We start from the raw sequence: 18,835 nt of genomic DNA, 5'->3' as shown, positions 1-18,835 counted from the left end.
GTTTTGCTCTTGGGCTATTTCTTGTTGCAAGCGGTCTGCTTCAAGCTGTGCGGCTTTGGCTTGGTTCGCTGCATAAGTCGAAGCAGCTGACTGTAACTGGCTTACCGCTTCTCTCACGACTTTTTGCTCTTTTAGCTGCCCTTGGGTATCCCTTGGTTTTTCCACCTGTGGATTGGCATTATCAAGTACGGTGCTAATCGGTAAGGTTTTTGCAAGTGCCTCTACCGTGGTATGAACAGGTTGACTATCCTTATTTAAGGTAATCTTGCCTGCCGTAATCGTGGCTTTGGTAACACTGCTGTCATGATGGCTTTCATACATCGGCATACTTGGGTTAAAGCCACTTGAATTTTTCTCATCCACCCATCTTAAATTATTGCCGTTATTTGCACTTTCGCTATTGGTTGGTGTCTCAACCACTTTGCCTGTGCCTTTTTCTTCATAATGCCCCTCTTGATGACTAAAGCCATAGCTTAATCCGCCACTCATTGCTTGGCTTGAGGAATGGTTTTGAAGATGCTCGACAGTCAGTTGATTAGTCGCAAGTTCACTGTTATTGGCATTTTGGCTTGCAATCGCAGCGCCTTTTAAGTGAACTTGATTTGCCTTAACGTGATAGCCTCCTTCTTCCGCAAACAAGCCCGATTGTTCGGTAACCTGACGATAATTTTCACTGCCACTGTCTGCATTAAAGCCGATATTGCCACCCCATGCATTACCAAAGCTCACACTCACACTTAAGCCTGCTTGATTGCTTTTACTTTTGAGTTTTTGCTCATCTTGCACACTTTCAATCTGTAACTTACCCCCCACATTGGCATCAATACGGTTGGCTTTTGCCGTTGCCCCTTTGAGTGTCAGGTCGTTTTGGTTATTAAAGGTTATCTGGGCACTGTCTAAATGGCTGTTGTGATACATTGTGCGTTCCGCATCCATTTTTTGGCTGCCACCACCTACGGTCGCATACACCCCAACACCCGTTTGTGGCCCTGCTTGGGCGAACATACCCACTTCAACACCCACATTTTGACCGCGCATTTTTTCTTTGCTATGGCTTTTACCTGCTTGTAATTGCGTGTCATACGCCGTCAAATTAATATGGCTATCGGCAAGGCGTTTGCCTTGTTCATCGTGGCTGGTTAAATCACTGTGCTCAAGATGAATATTACCTAACTTTTGTTCTCCATTGGCGAGGGTTTCCCCTGTGCCTGTAGCTGTCAAGTCAATCTGTTTGGCATTAAAGATATTACCTTGACTGATTTGCGCTTGACGTTCTTGAGACTGACGACTATGTGCCACTCCCGTGCCTGATTCTGCGCGAATTAAATACGCCAAGCCATCTTGCTGGGTAACCGTTTTTGCAATGGTATCTGCCACCTGATAACCTTGCGCGGCAAGGGTAACCGCATTGGCGGCATTTACACGGTCTGACGCATTTTTATTTTTAACCGTGCGCTCCACGGTTTGGATTAAATCAATAATCGGCGATTTAACACGGGTAAATTGTCCGATTTTTAAATCGCTTTGGCTTTGAGATTGATTGTCGGTATTTAACGCCGCGTCCGCATAAATGTTTTGGGCTGTAATTCGTAGCTTGTCTTTAGCTAACACCGCACTGCTGGTTTGGTGGTAATCCTTACCTGCCTCAATCTCAACGTTGCCTTGCAAACTCACGATACGGCTACCTGTATGCGTGGTATTTTCCCCTGACTGATTGTTACGCTCACGGTGATAACCAAAAAATCGCTCCGTATCGGAGGTGGCCACTTCACCAATGGAATGGCTCATTGCTTTTCGGCTCTGGTTATAAATGGTTTTTGCCGTATCCAGCACCACATTACCTTTGGCGGCAAACTGGGTATTGCCCTCATTAATCAGCGTTAAGCCTTTGCCTGTAATATCACCACCTTGCGCAATGACACGCGTATCTGCCCCTGTGGTTATCAACGTACCTCGCTCTTCGCTGCGCGTTTGATTGCCGTCTTCAAAGCTTACCCCTACACCTGCAACATATTTATTTAAGCCGTTGAGTTCAAAGCCATGAGCTCGTTTGTCTGCACGTTGGGAATACGTATCGGTTGCCACATCAAAATTCACTGAACCGCTGGCAATAAATTCCGCCCCTTTTTCCGCATTAATTTGACTGCCTTGTGTGGTAATATCCCCCTCGCTAGCAATAACCTGCAATTTCCCTTCCGTATTAATGGAAGCGGTTTTCGCTAATTTTTGATGCGTATTTTTATATGCCTCATTTTGTTGATGTTTGAGATAAGGGCTTACACCACGCCCTACCATTTCAGCGGTGTCGGCAATGGATTCAGCACGAGAAATATCATCACCTACAACGGTATCCGCCACGCCAGAATCTTTACGGCTTTGGTATTTATTACGTCCCACGGTTAATGGGTCATAAACCATATTAATCCCCACACCTGACATTTTGCGAGCGTATTCAGATTCACCACTATGCAGCTCATCTGCAGCATTAATCTCCACTTGTTTGGCTTGTAGGGTAGTGTCTTTACCACTTTGGATTTCTACCGCCGTGGCAGTTAAACGTTCCCCAGCGTTAAGTATCACATCACCTTGTTGGGTTTTAATGCTTGCGCCTTTTACCGTTTCATCATAGCTCGTATTCTGCTGACGCACTTTCTCTTTATGGTAGCCCACCGCCGCAATGCCTCCCTCAAGGCTGCCTGTGATACCTGATTTTTTGTGTTTTTCCCATTGGGTATGAGCATAAGTATCTGTAACGGTATTTGTATTCAGTTCATTTCCAGCACGAGCAATCACAGATTGATCAGCATTTATTTGTGTACCTTCGAATGTAATATCGTGATTGGCATTTACCTCAATTTGCCCAGCTGCTAAATGTGTAACTTTGTGTGTATTTGCGAGATGATGGGAATACTTCTCAGAAGCTTTTGATGACAAAACACCTCGCCGCTGAACTTTATGATATTCCTCAACTTCTCGCGCTGTATTTGCACTGCTTAGCACAATGTTATTTTCTGCCAATGCCATAAGCTTTGCCTCGCTTTCTAGCTGAGCACCTTCTGCGGTAATATCTCGCCCACTTAACAGTACATTTCCTTTGCCTTTTATAGTGCTTACCACAGCATCTTGCACTTTTTCATTACGGTAATGATTGTCTTTGCCCATCTTTTCATCAAAGCCTACCGAAAGTGCGGTCAGATTTAGTTCATTTTTTGCTTTAACAATCGTGTCGCCTTGTCCCTCGTTAATAATATCTGCTCCTTGGCTCAAGATATTATTGGCACTTAAGTGTAATACCCCTTCTTTATCCTTGACATGAAGTAGCGCTTTACGAGCAAGTGCAGTTTCATTGCGTTTAAAATGAGAGAGGTTTACTTCTGTAGTATGGGTCGTACTTTGATGTGTAAAATCCTTGCCCACATCAATAAATAACTGGCGTTCAGCCTCTACCTTTCCGCCAATATTGTCAAAATTTCCTGTGGTTTTAATACCAACGTTTTCCCCTTGAATAATTCCCTCATTGTGTAAAGTATCACTGTTTAGCAAGGCAATTTTTCGCCCAGCAATGGTGCCAAGGTTGTTTAAATGTGATGTGCGTAAATCAACGACATTTCCGGAAATTAATGCTCCTTCACCGTTTAAATCCCCTTCTTTCGCAACAACGTAAACACGAGGAGCGATCACGTCAACAGTTTTACCGCTTGGTAAGGTTACAGTTTGCGGTTCAAACCAGACAATATCTGAGGTAAGCGCAGCAACTTGTTCCGCATTTAGGGCAATACCTGGGGTTAAGTGAAATTGCTGTGCAAAGGAAATCCCTTTATCCATCAAATCCTTATATTGATTTTCCAAATCTTGATGGTTGCCCAAGAACATTCTCCCTGTGAGTTGGTTAATTTGATCACGAACTAAACGCTGTTCATAATATCCATCGCCTAAGCGTTTGAAGATATTTTGCGAATCACTGCGTAGTGCATTGAACATATAATCTGAGCTCAGCCATTTTTTGCGATCGGTAAATTGGGGATCCGTTTCAATTAATGGGTTGTGCCCCTCTGGATTAATCCGATAAAGGCTTGAAGTTGGCAGATTTGTATTAGCTTGAATATGTCGAATTTCATTCTCATTTTGTTGAAGCGATGTATGTCGAGCCGCATTACCAATTTGCTGATGATCAGCCAACGAAGCAAGAGTTAATCTGATATTGGCACTTTCGGCTTCGGGAATAAATGTTGTATAGGCTTGCACACTTGCCTGATTTAAAGGAAGTGGGGTTTCTGTTCGCCGCATATGAGCATGACGTCCAGTCCATTCTCTTTGGTGGTAACGTTTAAATCCACCACGCCAACGAGAATATGTCCATTCTTGATTACCAATATCATCAATTTGAGTGATCCCCACTTCTTCAATATTATTGATGTGTTTCGCAGGATTCTCGGTGTTTTGGATTGCTCTCGCCGCAATGATTTGGCTACGATTATTTTCTACCTCACCAGAAAAACCAATATCGCCACTGCTGAGTATTTTCCCTGGGTGAGTTTCTTTCACTTTGGTTTGTCGCTCAATGCGTTGAGTTACATAAACGTCCCAGAAATCCGCAAATTCTCGTCCAAGTAGGGCAGCATTATGTTTTTGGATTGCGGCATCAAGTTGTTCAAATTTTTCAGCATTAGCATTGACCCAGTCAATATAAGGCTTCATCTCTGCAGAATAGGCGATGAGTTTAGCTTCATATTCCGCCATCTCTTTGCGATATATCACCATTTTCTCTTCATATTCTTTGAGTTCCTGCGCATAACGCTGGCGATTAAAAATACGTCTACGAGGTTTGATTGGCTCAATGGGTTCTTTTAAGGTTGGATCAAGCCCTGATAAATCAGGTAATTCGGGCGCAGGCATTTCTGGCGGGGTGATATTAAATGCCGCCCAAACTGGATCTTGGTGGGTATAAATTCCTTGGGGGACAGGCGCGCAGCCTGTGCGTGTTTGTTCATTCGCACAGGCTTCTTCATTAGGCGCAGGCAATACATAGCCTGCGATACTGCCATCTTTAGGACGTGGTCGGAATTTTTGATTTTTATAAACCACTCTACCTGCTCGGCTGAAAGAACGCCAACGAAGCTGATCGAAATTAATCCGTTCTCCAACTTTAGGATCATCAACAATTAAGTAATGTTCATTAACAGCTTGATTACTGACTTCCTCAAGATTGGTACGTAAGCGAGCATTTTCATTTTTCAGTTGTTTTATGCCAAAATGAATCCCTTTTCCCTCAATTAATCCACCGCGGTTGATCAAAACATCGCTTAAACCTTGGGCTTGATTATTGGCATCAAGGGTTCTACCGAAGGCAATTTTCCCCTCCGATGCTAATGTACCGCCTATGCCATTAAATGCCCAATCTTGCGTAAAAACATTTTTGGTATTTTCAATCACTGGCGCAGCAATGTCTAAACGTTGAGTAGCAGCAATCACCGCAGATTTTATCGAGCCATCCGCTTGTAATTCATCACTATTTATGATTTTGTTTGTTTGCAGTGCGGTATGACCACCATAGATACGCCCTGTACCAATATTACTCAGGGTTTGACCTACTTTTATCATATTGACTTCACGGCCTTTAATTAGACCACGATTAGTTAAATTTGCCGAAATATTAAGTGCGGTGGATTTTCCTTGAATTTCTGCGTTTACTTGGTTGTCAATATTTTCCGCTTGAATAACAGTATCCCCTTCAGAATAAAGTCCTGCCTGATTGGTAAGACGACCTAATGTTGAGAGACTGAGGCTTGAACGCCCTATAATATCCTGCTCGGCATGAAAATCTTGTTTTACGCTAAGGTTGGTATGATTTGCCTCAATATGACCATCACCGGATAACCTCGTTGCATCAATGGCTAAAGTAGCAGAAGCTGCTATCACTCCCGCCGTATTTTCAATCGTCGCATTTGCGCCATTAATAGCTAAATGCCCCATTGAGAGGATTTCACCTTGTTGGTTGAGCAACTGTTGGGCGAGATTTAATGTCGTATTCTCTATACTATAAATGCCGCCTTGCTGATTATTAAGTGTTTGCGTGTTCAACACAATATTTTTGGCAATCACGCCTTGCTGTGGCATTGCGTTATCTGCAGGTTTTGTATTCGTATTGTCAAAAGACGCTGTAGTCACACTTAAATTATTTTTAGCCTGAATTACAGAACCTGTTTCGCCAATTTTCTGATTTTGGAGCGCTGTTTTTATGGTTAATGTGATATCTTTTTCGGCACTCAATACACCGGCTTGATTATCTAATTGCTGTGCGTCAATCTGTAATGATCCTGCACTTAATAACCGTCCTTGTTGGTTATTCAACGCTGCCGATGGCTGATTAATGCTAAAATCCCCACCAATCAACATTAATCCTGATTGATTGTTTAAGCCTTTATTGAGCAACAGATTTACTGAGCGCGAGCCTAAACTTGCCCAACGTCCTTGCTGATTATTAATTTGTATGGCACGCGTATTAATCCAATTGGCTTTCACATTAGCTTGTTCGGTAGAAAGCAAAGCAGGCGTATGCCATTGCAGACCTTCTGTTACAGTAATGGTTGAAAAATCAGCATTAATACCTTGCTGTTTAGCATCAATATTAAGAGTATGTCCTGCAGTTTGACTGTGGCTAATATCTACTTCACTGGCATCAATTTGAATCTTTCCCGCAGCAAGGTTTTGTCCTTGTAGCGTTGTTTTTCCACGGCTTGTGATTTGAATTGAGCTACCTTGTTCAGCATTTTTTTCAAGTGTACGAACTTCTTTGCCTTTCTCCTCTGAGATCAGAGCACCCGCTACAATAATTGACTTTTTACTTGCATTAACGCGTGCTGACTTATACTGAATATGCCCTTTGGCAAGGGTTTCACCATTCTGAGTTATAGCCTCTTTCGCGGTAACTTGAATATTTCCCTGGCGTGCCACCATTGCACCTTGTTGCGTAATATTTCGTTGAGAAGCAAGTTTTATATCGCCTTGTTTAGTTTCAATTTTTCCCTTATTCTCAATGGTATCCTGTGCATTAATGCCAGCAGATTGTGCTGCACTGATGGTCCCCGCATTGATGATACGCCCTTGGCTATCAATTTGAACTTCCCCAACAGAAGCACCAATATGCCCTGCATTTCGCACACCAAGTCCTGAGCCGTTGTCCACTAATTGAATACGTTCAGCATACATTCCACCCAGTTCACTCACATCAACACGGTATTCTGAATTAGCTAAAGTGCGGTCATTTTTTTCATTATTTTTATTGCCCACATAAACCACGGCGTCATTAGTGCGATTTACCTTATTTTTACCTGTGGTTACTTTAAGTTGTTTTGCCCAAACGCCACCCTCAAGCTGCACTTTTTCAGCGATAATATCGGTATAATCCGCTTGGCGATTATCTAAGCCTTTGCCGCTTACGCGAACTTTTCCGCCTTTAACTTGATAGCCTTTGAGTTCACCATTGGCTATTTCGGGTTTCCCTGTGGTGAATGTTGAACGCCCAGCATTAATTACGCCACAGCCTTCGCAATGAATACCAGAAGGGTTGGCGATCACCACATCGGCTTTTTTACCTGCAACTTCAATATAACCTTTTAGGTGGCTCGGATTGTTGGAGTTCACTTCGTTAAGAATGACTTTGGCTTCACCCGTGGCTAAATTAGGGTTGCCTTGTACCCAGCCTGCAAGTTGAGTTGAAGTGGCTTTGCGTGCATTATTCAGTACAGCGCCTTTCTCGGCGACATCAAATTGAGAATACGTATTACGAGAAACGCCTGCTTGACTTGGTGTTTGGATATTGACTTGTGGAAGACCATTAGCAGTTTTCAAAATGGTTGCTTGTTGATTAGCTGGCGCTGATTTATCGGCACGAATTGCCATTTCGTTGGCAAAAGCAGGGGTTGCAAAATAGACATAACCCAACGCTACCATCATACTAAATTGCACAGGCTTCATTACCCAGTTAAATCGAGAACAAAGTGCGGTGAGATTTTGAACTATTTTTTCAGCAACCACATTTTCGCTTGTGGCTTTACCCTGTGTTCTCGCTAATTCGGATACAACTATAAGTTGATTAAGTGTTTTACTAAAAATGACGCGGTAAGATTTCTTATTCATTGTTGCTTCCTTAGATTATTATTCTAAATAACGATTTTTATAAATATTTTAATGACTACTCTTTCTCATTCTAAAAACGATAACTTAAAGAAAAGCCCGTCGTTAAATGGCTTGTTCTAAATCCTTCAGGTTTTCTAATCGGGAGGCCAATAAAATAATCATAGTTTAGTCCCCATAAACTCCCTCGTAAACCCAGTACACCGCCAGTGAGGCTATCTCCGAGTTGTAATTCCTCTTGGGAGGATCTGACAATGCCTCTATCAATGCCGAGATATAATTCTTGTCCTTTATTGGCAATGTTCCAAGCAAGTTCATTACGCCATACCCAACCACGCTCACCTGAAAGCGATAATTCACCATCAAATCCTCGTACGGTATAACGTCCACCAATGCTTAATTTATCCTGTTGAACCAATGGCGTTTGATTCCATTGTGCATTCCAATGGGTGTTGAAACGAAAAGGTTGAGAACCTAAGGTAAAGGGATAATTTAGGTCAATAGAGGCGGTGATGATCTGCATTCTGGAGGTGCCTTCATCAAATTTTTCCTCAGGGGCTGGTAAGGCTCGATTGGCACCTGTACCACGTTTATAATGCGCCTCAAGTTGTAGTGTGGCATTGCCGATATAGTGAATGTGGTTAATTCCAGCTTCCCAGCCTGCGGTACGGCGGCGTTGTACCTGTATTTCTGTATCGTTAATATAGTTGGACGATTGTCTTGTCCATAGCGAAACATTGAGATAAGTTTTAGAGCGGCTATTGCGCCATAGCAAACGACTTAAATTAGCATGCATTTGGCGGCTTTCCCCCGAATATTCATAGGACTCAAATGCTCCTGCAATCTTTTGGTGATATTGGTATTTTGAACCTGATAATGTTAATAAATAGTTTTTCCACGGAATTGAATAATAAAGGCTGTAATTTTTACTGCCATAATCCCCTTCCATATCATCACTATGGCGCTTAAAACTTCTTGTTGCACTGAAATAAAACATATCATTCAGTGTGGTCATATTATCCCAAGAAAAGGTGGCAGAACCCTGTAAACGCCCTGTGGCTTTTGTCCCTGAATCGTCTAATCCTAAGGTTAAATGAAAAGGTAACGTTTGTTTATAGGCGATGATAATATCTGATTCACCGAGATTTTCTGTCGCTTGTAATTCAATATTCGCATCAGCGCTTGGTACACGTTTGAAGTTTTCTAATCCTTGCTCAATATCTCTCACATTCAAAATATCCCCTTGTGCCATTGGCATTGCAAACCAAAGTGTGCCTCTTGTGGCAAAGGGAATTGCACTTTGATCTTGTATTTGAATATGCCCGACTTTACCGGGGATCACAGTCAAAACCAACATTCCAGAACGCAAATCTTGCGGTTGGACAACAACACGTGTGGTGATATAGCCAAAATCAATTAAACGATTTTGAATGCGGCGTAAGAGCGTATTAATCCCTTGTGAACCAATGCAAGCAGGTAGGGTAAAATCACCTTGCGCATAAACGGCGTTTAAAGCCCAAGAAAACTGACTCGGTTGAATAAACTCAGGATTTTCTTCGTTAGCATTAATATCAGTTAGCACAATTTGCTGAATAGGAAAACATTGCTCTTCATTGTGCGGGAAACTTCGTTGTTCAATTTTATCGCTTTCTAAACGGACATTGGGTTGCGAAACTTGTTGGGATTGAATCGCAGAATTGAGATCACTTTGTTGTTGCTGTTGTCTGCTATTAATTTGTTTTTCTTCTGCTGTTAAAGGCCGTTCTGTTGCAGCCCAAAGCGAAGATGAAAAACAATAAACAACAAAAAGGGTTAAATAGGAATATTTACGCATAGGATTGATTACAAACAGAATAAATAATTGCACTAAAGCCTAACGAATTGAAAAGCGTTTTGCAAGCTAACCTATTTAAAGTTATGCAAGTATTTGTAGATAGAATTAACAGTTTTATTCCTTTTAAAAATTGGTTATTGTATAGACTTTGTTTTCTAAAATTACTAGAGATTATGAAAAACCTCTCCCTTATTCCCGGTTTATTATTAACTGTTTTAATTAGTGTGCTGGCGAGCTGGGTTACGCAAACTCAGTTGGCGGTGCAGTGGCATATTAGCGCCTTGACCTTAGCTATCGTGTTGGGGATTTTGGGCGGTAATACGTTTTACCCTTATATTGAGCCGCAAATGAAAGCTGGCGTGTTGTTTGCGAAAGGGATTTTATTGCGTTGCGGTATTGTGTTGTTTGGCTTTCGTTTAACCTTTCAGGATATTAGCCAAGTGGGATTAAGTGCGCTGTTTGCCGATGCCACCGTGCTGATTTTAACCTTTTTGCTTACTTGTTGGGTGGGCATAAAATGGCTGAAGATCGATCGCCAAATCGTACAGCTCACTGCGTCAGGTTGTAGCATTTGTGGGGCGGCGGCGATTATGGCGACAGAGCCGATCGTAAAAGCGCCATCTTATAAAGTTTCTGTGGCGGTGGCGTTGATCGTGATTTTCGGCACGCTGAGTATGTTTCTTTACCCTGTGTTGTATCCTTATTTGCAAGCCTATTTGCCTGATCAGGCGTTTGGAATTTATATTGGCTCAACAATTCACGAAGTGGCGCAAGTTTATGCTGCGGGTGCGAATATTGGCTCACAAGTGGCGGATACTGCGGTGATTTCTAAAATGTTGCGTGTGATGATGCTCGCACCGCTTTTGCTTGCGTTGTCCTATTTTTTACGCAAAGAAAGCGGGGAGCAACAAGGCAAAATCGTGATTCCTTATTTTGCGTTATTATTTATTGGCGTAGCCATTTTTAATTCTTTCAATTTATTACCACAAGCTGTGGTGAGTTTTTTGGTTCAGCTTGATAGCATTTTATTAATGATGGTAATGGCAGCATTAGGACTTACCACCAATATTAACTCTCTCAAACAAGCAGGAACAAAACCGTTATTATTAGGCGCGATCATTTGGATTTGGTTAATTGTGGGGGGATTAGGGATTAATCTCGTTTTCACTTATCTTTTAGGATAAATTCAGGTTGAACTAAGCAAGCCAAAAACATTGAGAAAAAGCACCGCACTTTATTTCTTGCTAATCCTGATTAAGGTCTCTAAAATACGGCAATTTTCTGTACTAAAAACAACGATTAAAAACTCAAGGTTGATAATTTATGCAAAGATTTTCTCTACCAATACGAGTTTATTATGAAGATACCGATGCAGGTGGTGTGGTTTATCACGCCCGTTATCTGCATTTTTTTGAGCGAGCAAGAACCGATTATCTGCGTGAATTAGGCTTTTCTCAACAAGCATTGCTTGATGAACATAATCTCGCATTTGTTGTCAAAACAATGCAGATTGATTATCGTCTTGCCGCAAAGCTAGATGATTTATTAACGGTGGAAACAGAAGTAAGCGGTATTAAAGGCGCAACAATTTTGTTTTCGCAGCAAATAAAACGTAATGATGTGCTGATTTGTACGGCTGAAGTAAAAGTGGCCTGTGTGGATCTCACAAAAATGAAACCTGTTGCTATTCCACAAGAAATTAAAGCAGCATTTAACGGGTAAATAAGCACTTACCTATTTTACTATCCTATTTTTTGGAGCTATGTAATGACCAGTGAATTGAACTTTTTGGAACTGTTTTTAAAAGCCAGTGTAGTGGTTCAAATTGTAATTGTAATCCTGATCGCCTTTTCCATTATGTCTTGGGCGATCATTATCCAACGCAGCCGCGTATTAACCAAAGCCTTAAAAGATTCCTCCGCGTTTGAAGATCGTTTTTGGTCTGGAGAAGAACTAAATAAATTATACGAAGGTCTATCTAACCGCCGCGATGGCTTAACAGGTAGCGAACAAATTTTCTATGTCGGCTTTAAAGAGTTCTCACGCTTGAAAAAAGCCAACCCAGATGCACCAGAAGCGATTATTCAAGGCAGCACGCGAGCAATGAATTTGGCAATGAACCGTGAAATTGAAGATGTGGAAACACGAGTACCATTCCTAGCTACGGTTGCATCAATCAGCCCATATATCGGCTTATTCGGTACGGTTTGGGGAATTATGCACGCCTTTATGGCGCTAAGCGGGGCAAAACAAGCCACCTTGCAAATGGTTGCTCCGGGGATCGCAGAAGCCTTGATCGCAACAGCAATTGGTCTATTTGCCGCAATTCCTGCGGTAATGGCGTATAACCGTTTAAGTTTACGCGTCAATAAACTTGAGCAAAATTATGGTAACTTTATTGATGAATTTACCACCATCTTGCATCGTCAAGTTTTCGGTCGTCATCAATAGTATGTCGCACAAAGTGCGGTGATTTTTAGCAAAGTTTTTAGAGGCAATAATGTCTTATCGTCGTAAACGTCGTGATATAAAATCTGAAATCAATATAGTGCCATTTTTAGATGTGTTATTAGTGCTATTGCTTATTTTTATGGCAACCGCACCGATCATTTCACAAAGTGTGCAAGTGGAATTACCAGATGCGGTGGAAAGCCAATCCGTATCCAATGAAGACAAAGTGCCCGTTATTTTAGAAGTTTCAGGCATTGGTCAATATAGCCTTTCCATTGGCGGCGAACGCAGTGAAAATCTCACAGAAGAAATGGTTACGCAAATGGCTAAACAAGAATATGACAAAGACAACAACACAATGTTCTTGGTTGGCGGAGCGAAAGATGTGCCTTATGAAGAAGTGATTAAAGCACTCAATTTACTGCATCTAGCAGGAATAAAATCTGTTGGATTAATGACAAACCCAATTTAAGGTAAGTAGGTCTATTGTGCGTAATAATCAACGAAATAACGGAATTGGCGCCTTTGCCATTTCAATTATTCTGCACATTATTCTATTTGGCTTGTTAATTCTTGGCTCGCTTTATTACAAAGTAGAAATAATGGGCGGCGGTGAAGGTGATGGCGATGTGATCAGCGCCGTGATGGTCGATACAGGATCTGCCGCACAGGAATGGGGACGTTTGCAACAACAGAAAAAAGGGCAGGTGGATAAACCTACTCAACCACAGCAGAAAGAACCCGATCCACAAGAACAAAAACAAGCACAGTTAGAAGAACAAAAACGTCAGCAAGAATTGGAACGCCAAAAGCAGCTTGAAAAACAGCGTGAGCAAGAGCGTCAAAAACAGTTTGAACTGAAAAAACAGCAAGAACAGTTGGCAGAGCAACAAAGGCAGCGTGAAGAACAAGCTCGCATCGCCTTAGAAAAACAGAAGTTGCAAGAAGCAAAGGCGAAACAACAAGCGGAAGCGGCAAAGCTGAAAGCAGAAGCCGAAGCAAAACGTTTAGCCGCGCAGGCCAAAAAAGCCGAAGAAGAAGCTAAAGCAAAAGCCGCTGAGCAAGCAAAAAAAGCCAAAGAACAAGCTGAAAAAGAAGCCAAGTTAAAAGCCGAAAAAGCAGCGGCGGAAGCAAAGGCTAAAGCGGACGCAGAGAAAAAAGCTCAAGCAGAAAAAGCAAAAGCGGAAGCTGCTGCAAAAGCCAAAGCAGAGGCAGAAGCTAAAGCGAAAGCTGAAGCCAAGGCAAAAGCAGACAAAGCTAAAGCCGAAGCAAAAGCCAAGGCAGAAGCAGATAAACGCCGCGCACAGCAATCGGCACTAGATAATTTCATCAATGGCGGTGATATTGGTGGCGGCAGTGCCAAAGTTGGCGGTAATGCGAATAAAGCAGGCAGCCAAGGCAGTGGCGCAGGTTTAGGCGCAGGCGATGGCAAAAAAGAAGGTGATCGCTATGCAGGCGTCATTAAGAAAGAAATTCAACGCCGTTTCTTAAAAGATCCGAGCTTTGCAGGGAAAGTCTGTCGCATTCGTATTCAATTGCAACGTGATGGCACGATCTCAAGTTATCAAAGAATTTCTGGCCCTGATGATATTTGTTCTGCGGCAATGAGTGCCGTGGCAAGAACGAAGAAAGTGCCGGCAGCACCATCAGATGCTATTTATAGTAAATATAAATCACCAGTTATTGATTTTGATTTGAAGTAATTGGTTTAACAATCTAAGGTGAATTTTATGAAAGTAATGATTCGTATCACACAGTTTTTAACGATGCTATGGGTGCTATTGGCAAATGTCGCCCTAGCAGATGATGAAGTTCGTATTGTGATTGACGAAGGGGTTGATAGCGCGCGCCCTATCGCCGTTGTGCCATTTAAATGGAATGGCGCCGGTGCAATGCCAACTGATGTGGCAGAGATTATTTCTGCAGATTTACGCAATAGCGGTAAATTCAATCCCATTTCGCCAGCAAAAATGCCACAACAACCTACTTCAGCTTCAGAAGTGAATGCTGATGCGTGGTCATCTTTAGGTATTGATGCTATCGTGGTTGGGCAAGTTACACCAAATGGCAATGGATACAGCATTGCTTATCAACTTGTGGATACCATTGGTGCATCAGGCACAGCAGGGGCGGTATTAGCGCAAAATCAATATGCCGTTCCAGCCAGCGCAATTCGCTTAGGCGCGCATACGGTAAGTGATGAAGTGTTTGAAAAACTCACAGGCATTCGTGGGGCATTTAGAACAAAAATCGCCTATGTGGTGCAAAAAAATGGTGGCTCAAAGCCTTATCAAGTGCGTGTCGCTGATTATGACGGACATAACCAATTTATCGTTACCCAAAGCGCACAGCCATTAATGTCGCCAGCTTGGTCACCAGATGGTAATAAACTTGCGTATGTTTCTTTTGAAAACCGTAAATCTCAGCTCGTAGTGCAAGATTTACGTTCAGGCGCGCGCCGCGTGGTCGCTTCTTTTAAAGGACATAATGGTGCACCAGCGTTTTCGCCTGATGGTTCAAGATTAGCCTTTGCTTCATCAAAAGATGGTGTGTTAAATATTTATGTGATGAATTTAGCCAGCGGCAGCGTTTCACAATTAACGAGCGGTTCAGGTAACAACACTGAGCCTGCGTGGTCGCCAGATGGTCAATCCATTATTTTTACTTCTGATAGAGCAGGTTCGCCGCAGGTGTATCAAATGAGCGCAAGCGGTGGCGGCGCAACCTTACTAAGCTCTGGTGGTCGTACTTATAGCGGACAAATTTCTACTGATGGTAGTACATTAATTATGATTGCCGCAGATCATATTATGAAAAAAGATCTTGCGACAGGTGAAACAGAAATGTTGAGTTCGACTTTCTTAGATGAAAGTCCAAGCATCTCTCCAAATGGAATTATGATTATTTATAGCTCTACACAAGGGTTAGGAAAGGTGCTACAATTGGTTTCTGCTGATGGGCGTTTTAAAGCACGCCTACCGGGAAGTGATGGGCAAGTTAAATTTCCAGCTTGGTCCCCATATTTAACTAAAAACTAGGAGAAAGTTAATGAAAAACTTTGCAAAATTATTAGTTGTAGCTGGCTCAGTAGCTGTATTAGCAGCTTGTAGTTCTTCAAAAAATGAAAGTGCTGCAGAAACAACAACTGCCCAAACTTTTGGCGGTTACTCAGTTCAAGATTTACAACAACGTTATAACACTGTTTACTTCGCATTCGATAAATACAACATCGAAGGTGAATACCAACAAATCTTAGATGCGCACGCTGCATATTTAACAGCAACTCCAGCATCTAAAGTGGTTGTTGAAGGTAACACTGACGAACGTGGTACGCCAGAGTACAACATCGCATTAGGTCAACGCCGTGCTGACGCAGTAGCGCACTACTTATCTGCTAAAGGTGTTCAAGCAGGTCAGCTTTCAACAGTTTCTTACGGTGAAGAAAAACCAGCTGAGTTAGGTCACACTGAAGCTGCATATTCTAAAAACCGTCGTGCAGTGTTAGCATACTAATCTGCCTTATTGACGAAACAAAAAAACCGAGCCTTGAATGCTCGGTTTTTTATTTATCTGCGTGGTAAAGGGTGATGTAGTTGTTGTTTATTCGTGCAAACAAACAAAAAATAGAAAATTTTTATTGATTATTAAAATAAAAACAGTATTATAAGCCTCCGTTACGCAATGATACCTGTTCGGGTCGTTAGCTCAGTCGGTAGAGCAGCGGACTTTTAATCCGTTGGTCGAAGGTTCGAATCCTTCACGACCCACCAATCAAACGTAACAGCCTAAATATATTTAGGGTCGTTAGCTCAGTCGGTAGAGCAGCGGACTTTTAATCCGTTGGTCGAAGGTTCGAATCCTTCACGACCCACCACTTCAAAGCCATTAAATATACTTAGGGTCGTTAGCTCAGTCGGTAGAGCAGCGGACTTTTAATCCGTTGGTCGAAGGTTCGAATCCTTCACGACCCACCATCATCAATTTATCCCTAAATTTTTATAATAATCTATCTTCCACCTTATTATTTTTCATCTATTACATTCTTAGGTTTTATTCTCGTTTTCTGATTATTTTTGCGATCTCGATTCCAAAACTTTCTTCATTTCCTACTAAAAAATCACCGCACTTGTTAGGCTTGCGTATAGAAAATCACCGATAAACAAAGGCAAAAGTGCGGTTGAAAAATCCGCGTTTTTATTATGGCTAAAATGAAAGGTTTCACGCTATTAGAGTTTCTTATTGTGCTATTGATTTCCAGTATGCTATTGCTTACGGCCTTGCCCGTATGGCAACAGAATCAGGAACAATGGGTGTTAAGCAAAGAGCAACAGCGCTTATATTTATTTTTCCGTACCATTCAACGGCGCGTAGAAAATTCTAATCAAGTATGGTTTTTAGTGGCAAATCGTGATTTGACAAGTCAAAAATGGTGCATTGCCGCTCAAGTTAAAAGTGAAAAAATATGCAACTGTTTACAACCGCACTTATGTGCAGAGGAGCTAATGGCGAATATTTATCAACCCTTGTTTCCAACGCAAACAATGATTAGCAGTAAACATTATTTTCCGCAAGAAATGGCTAGATTCAGCGGTATCCGCAACACCATTCAAGCGGACTGTTTCTTATTGCAAGCGGGGCAAGCGAAAACCTTATTTTCTTTTTTAATGTGGGTAGCCTAAAGCTAAAACAGGCGAATTCGCTCAGTGCGTGCGGAGAGTCTTAGATGAACCGCTATTTAAAAGGGCAAAGTTTGCTAGGTTTGATGATCGCCTTGTCAGTATCTAGCTTGTTATTAATCGCCATCGTGAAATTTTATCAACATAGCCAATGGCAAATTCAGCAAATGAATGCACGGCTGTTTTTACAAGCCGAAATAGAAAGAACCCTGCAATTAATCGGCAAAGATTTACGCCGAACGGGATTTCGTGCAGCCGTTGGAAAGCGTAAAGTGGATAATCTTGCCTTGTTCGAGCAAGACAGCCAAGGCACAAGTCTTGTTGTTAGCCAAGCCACGGGAGAAAAGCCGAATAGCTGTGTGCTATTTTTCTATGATTTGGATAATTCAGGTTGTATTGGCTCTACTTACACCAAAGGATTATGCGTTGAAAATGGTAAAAATCGAGCAAAAGAAATTGAACGTGAATTGTTTGGTTATCGCCTAAAGCAAAAAATGCTAGAAACGCGTTTAACTTACAAAAACACCGTTAAGCAAAAATGCACAAAAGACGAATGCCAAACTTACATTCAGCAACCTGCTTGTGAGAAAGGCGGCTGGGTGGATCTGTTTGATGATCGTGAAATTGCGATCACCCATTTTGCTTTGCAGTGGCTAAAAGAACCTTTGTTGCTTGTAGCACAGTTAAAAGGGCAACTCGTCAAACAACCGCATATTGAATATGAAAGCGAAACGGTGATTCCTTTACTCAATCAAGGCGGGGCAGAATGAAAGCACAAAAAGGCATTGTTACCCTAACCTTATTGTTGTTGCTTAGCTCATTATTGATGATCGCAATGTTGTTTAATCAAGAAGAACTGCATTTTTATCGTGCAATGAATGCGCAGCAAAAATATTATGCGGAAAATGACGTGGCGCTCTTGCCAATAAGCCGCCAAAATCTGCAGCAAGAATGTGAAAAATTACCCTTAGATTATGCCGATTCCGTCTATCGTCTTGAGTTTAAAAATCCGACAAAAAAACACCGCACTTTTGACGAGCCAGCGCATTTTGCTTGGTGTGAGCGAATAAGCCTATTTCAAAAAATGCCAAGTCGTGGCATAAGTGCGGGGGAATTTTCGCAATATTTTGATCCTGCGATCACACTTTTGTTTGCTAAATTTTTACAGCAAGAAAATATCAGCCAATATCCCCTTTATTGGTTTTCTGAACGCGAGAAACATTGGGAAATCAACGGCAATATTTATGCGGTGATTGTAGCAGAAGGTGATTTAACTTTATCTGGCAAAGGTGAAATTCGCGGCGCAGTGATTACGCAAGGGCTATTACATCAAGGGGAAAATGTGAAATTGGTTTATAATAAGAAAACGCTACAAGAGGTGGTTCAGGCTTATCGTTTTTGGCGGCTAGCAAAAAGGAGTTGGTATGATTTCGAGCCTTTATAGACCGCTAAAATACAAAGGAATGAATTTATTTTCTTTGCTAATGACTTTAACCCTATTTAGTGGTATTTTTCTGTCCATTAATCAATGGCTCACGCATCAGCGGCAAAGTGCGGTGAAAATTTATCAAGATTTACAAGCCATTTCTATTGCGCATAATCAGCAGCAACGCCTGTTTATGGGGCTGAGTTGTCAAACTCAAATTGAACAAAATCAGCTTATTTTTCATCTTCATTGTCATAAAAATAAAGTTACTGTGCGTTATCCCACAGGGGAAACCAGCTTATAAAAGGAAAT

13 protein-coding genes and 3 tRNA genes are annotated in these 18,835 nt (G+C 41.8%); 14 read left to right on the top strand and 2 right to left on the bottom strand.

The window, feature by feature from the left end:
- Window positions 1–8,139, bottom strand: an 8,139-nt coding sequence (locus tag C3007_RS09155) for a two-partner secretion domain-containing protein (RefSeq protein WP_103854162.1), incomplete at its 3' end; no start/stop codon positions are given.
- 70 nt (window positions 8,140–8,209) lie between these two features.
- Complete coding sequence (locus tag C3007_RS09150) at window positions 8,210–9,970, bottom strand: ShlB/FhaC/HecB family hemolysin secretion/activation protein (protein WP_103854164.1); 1,761 nt, start codon at window positions 9,968–9,970, stop codon at window positions 8,210–8,212.
- A gap of 173 nt (window positions 9,971–10,143) precedes the next feature.
- Here C3007_RS09150 and C3007_RS09145 point away from each other — a divergent pair, with 173 nt between their 5' ends.
- From C3007_RS09145 to C3007_RS09080, 14 genes are all read left to right on the top strand, one after another.
- On the top strand, window positions 10,144–11,154 hold the full coding sequence (locus C3007_RS09145; RefSeq protein ID WP_103854161.1) for a YeiH family protein: 1,011 nt from the start codon (window positions 10,144–10,146) through the stop codon (window positions 11,152–11,154).
- A gap of 139 nt (window positions 11,155–11,293) precedes the next feature.
- Window positions 11,294–11,692 (top strand): tol-pal system-associated acyl-CoA thioesterase, encoded by a 399-nt coding sequence (ybgC, locus tag C3007_RS09140; protein WP_103854160.1) that lies wholly within the window; start codon window positions 11,294–11,296, stop codon window positions 11,690–11,692.
- Window positions 11,693–11,737: 45 nt separating this feature from the next.
- Entirely contained in the window at window positions 11,738–12,421 is a 684-nt protein-coding gene (gene tolQ / locus C3007_RS09135; protein ID WP_103854159.1) for a protein TolQ, read from the top strand.
- A 49-nt stretch (window positions 12,422–12,470) separates the two neighbouring features.
- A complete protein-coding gene (tolR, locus tag C3007_RS09130; protein ID WP_103854158.1) occupies window positions 12,471–12,893 on the top strand; it encodes a colicin uptake protein TolR in 423 nt (140 codons plus the stop codon).
- 16 nt (window positions 12,894–12,909) lie between these two features.
- Window positions 12,910–14,124, top strand: coding sequence for a cell envelope integrity protein TolA (gene tolA / locus C3007_RS09125; RefSeq protein WP_103854157.1), 1,215 nt, complete (start codon window positions 12,910–12,912; stop codon window positions 14,122–14,124).
- Between the two features lie 36 nt (window positions 14,125–14,160).
- A complete protein-coding gene (gene tolB, locus C3007_RS09120; RefSeq protein WP_370445393.1) occupies window positions 14,161–15,459 on the top strand; it encodes a Tol-Pal system beta propeller repeat protein TolB in 1,299 nt (432 codons plus the stop codon).
- A gap of 10 nt (window positions 15,460–15,469) precedes the next feature.
- Window positions 15,470–15,934, top strand: a complete 465-nt coding sequence (gene pal / locus C3007_RS09115; RefSeq protein WP_103854155.1) for a peptidoglycan-associated lipoprotein Pal — start codon at window positions 15,470–15,472, stop codon at window positions 15,932–15,934.
- A 181-nt stretch (window positions 15,935–16,115) separates the two neighbouring features.
- Window positions 16,116–16,191, top strand: a tRNA-Lys gene (locus C3007_RS09110).
- A gap of 28 nt (window positions 16,192–16,219) precedes the next feature.
- Window positions 16,220–16,295, top strand: a tRNA-Lys gene (locus tag C3007_RS09105).
- Between the two features lie 24 nt (window positions 16,296–16,319).
- Window positions 16,320–16,395 (top strand) — tRNA-Lys (locus tag C3007_RS09100).
- 225 nt (window positions 16,396–16,620) lie between these two features.
- Window positions 16,621–17,100 carry a type II secretion system protein gene (locus C3007_RS09095; protein WP_243397686.1) on the top strand — a complete coding sequence of 160 codons (480 nt, stop codon included), beginning with the start codon at window positions 16,621–16,623 and terminating at the stop codon, window positions 17,098–17,100.
- 44 nt (window positions 17,101–17,144) lie between these two features.
- On the top strand, window positions 17,145–17,867 hold the full coding sequence (locus tag C3007_RS09090; protein ID WP_103854154.1) for a PulJ/GspJ family protein: 723 nt from the start codon (window positions 17,145–17,147) through the stop codon (window positions 17,865–17,867).
- On the top strand, window positions 17,864–18,541 hold the full coding sequence (locus C3007_RS09085) for a DUF2572 family protein (protein WP_103854153.1): 678 nt from the start codon (window positions 17,864–17,866) through the stop codon (window positions 18,539–18,541). Before C3007_RS09090 ends, C3007_RS09085 begins: the two co-directional genes overlap by 4 nt.
- On the top strand, window positions 18,522–18,827 hold the full coding sequence (locus C3007_RS09080; protein ID WP_103854152.1) for a DUF5374 domain-containing protein: 306 nt from the start codon (window positions 18,522–18,524) through the stop codon (window positions 18,825–18,827). Before C3007_RS09085 ends, C3007_RS09080 begins: the two co-directional genes overlap by 20 nt.
- Window positions 18,828–18,835: the final 8 nt, after the last annotated feature.

It is taken from the genome of Avibacterium gallinarum, assembly GCF_002921135.1.
In the GTDB taxonomy this organism is placed as follows: domain Bacteria; phylum Pseudomonadota; class Gammaproteobacteria; order Enterobacterales; family Pasteurellaceae; genus Avibacterium; species Avibacterium gallinarum.
Note: the sequence above shows the minus strand (reverse complement) of the source record. Positions and strands in the feature narration are given on the sequence as shown.

Bases quoted from the DNA above. Each gene is read 5' to 3' on its own strand.
- C3007_RS09080 (WP_103854152.1), top strand. From the start codon at position 18,522: ATGATTTCGAGCCTTTATAGACCGCTAAAATACAAAGGAATGAATTTA.
- C3007_RS09090 (WP_103854154.1), top strand. From the start codon at position 17,145: ATGAACCGCTATTTAAAAGGGCAAAGTTTGCTAGGTTTGATGATCGCC.
- pal (WP_103854155.1), top strand. From the start codon at position 15,470: ATGAAAAACTTTGCAAAATTATTAGTTGTAGCTGGCTCAGTAGCTGTA.
- C3007_RS09145 (WP_103854161.1), top strand. From the start codon at position 10,144: ATGAAAAACCTCTCCCTTATTCCCGGTTTATTATTAACTGTTTTAATT.
- C3007_RS09150 (WP_103854164.1), bottom strand. From the start codon at position 9,970: ATGCGTAAATATTCCTATTTAACCCTTTTTGTTGTTTATTGTTTTTCA.
- tolQ (WP_103854159.1), top strand. From the start codon at position 11,738: ATGACCAGTGAATTGAACTTTTTGGAACTGTTTTTAAAAGCCAGTGTA.
- C3007_RS09095 (WP_243397686.1), top strand. From the start codon at position 16,621: ATGGCTAAAATGAAAGGTTTCACGCTATTAGAGTTTCTTATTGTGCTA.
- ybgC (WP_103854160.1), top strand. From the start codon at position 11,294: ATGCAAAGATTTTCTCTACCAATACGAGTTTATTATGAAGATACCGAT.
- C3007_RS09085 (WP_103854153.1), top strand. From the start codon at position 17,864: ATGAAAGCACAAAAAGGCATTGTTACCCTAACCTTATTGTTGTTGCTT.
- tolB (WP_370445393.1), top strand. From the start codon at position 14,161: ATGATTCGTATCACACAGTTTTTAACGATGCTATGGGTGCTATTGGCA.
- tolR (WP_103854158.1), top strand. From the start codon at position 12,471: ATGTCTTATCGTCGTAAACGTCGTGATATAAAATCTGAAATCAATATA.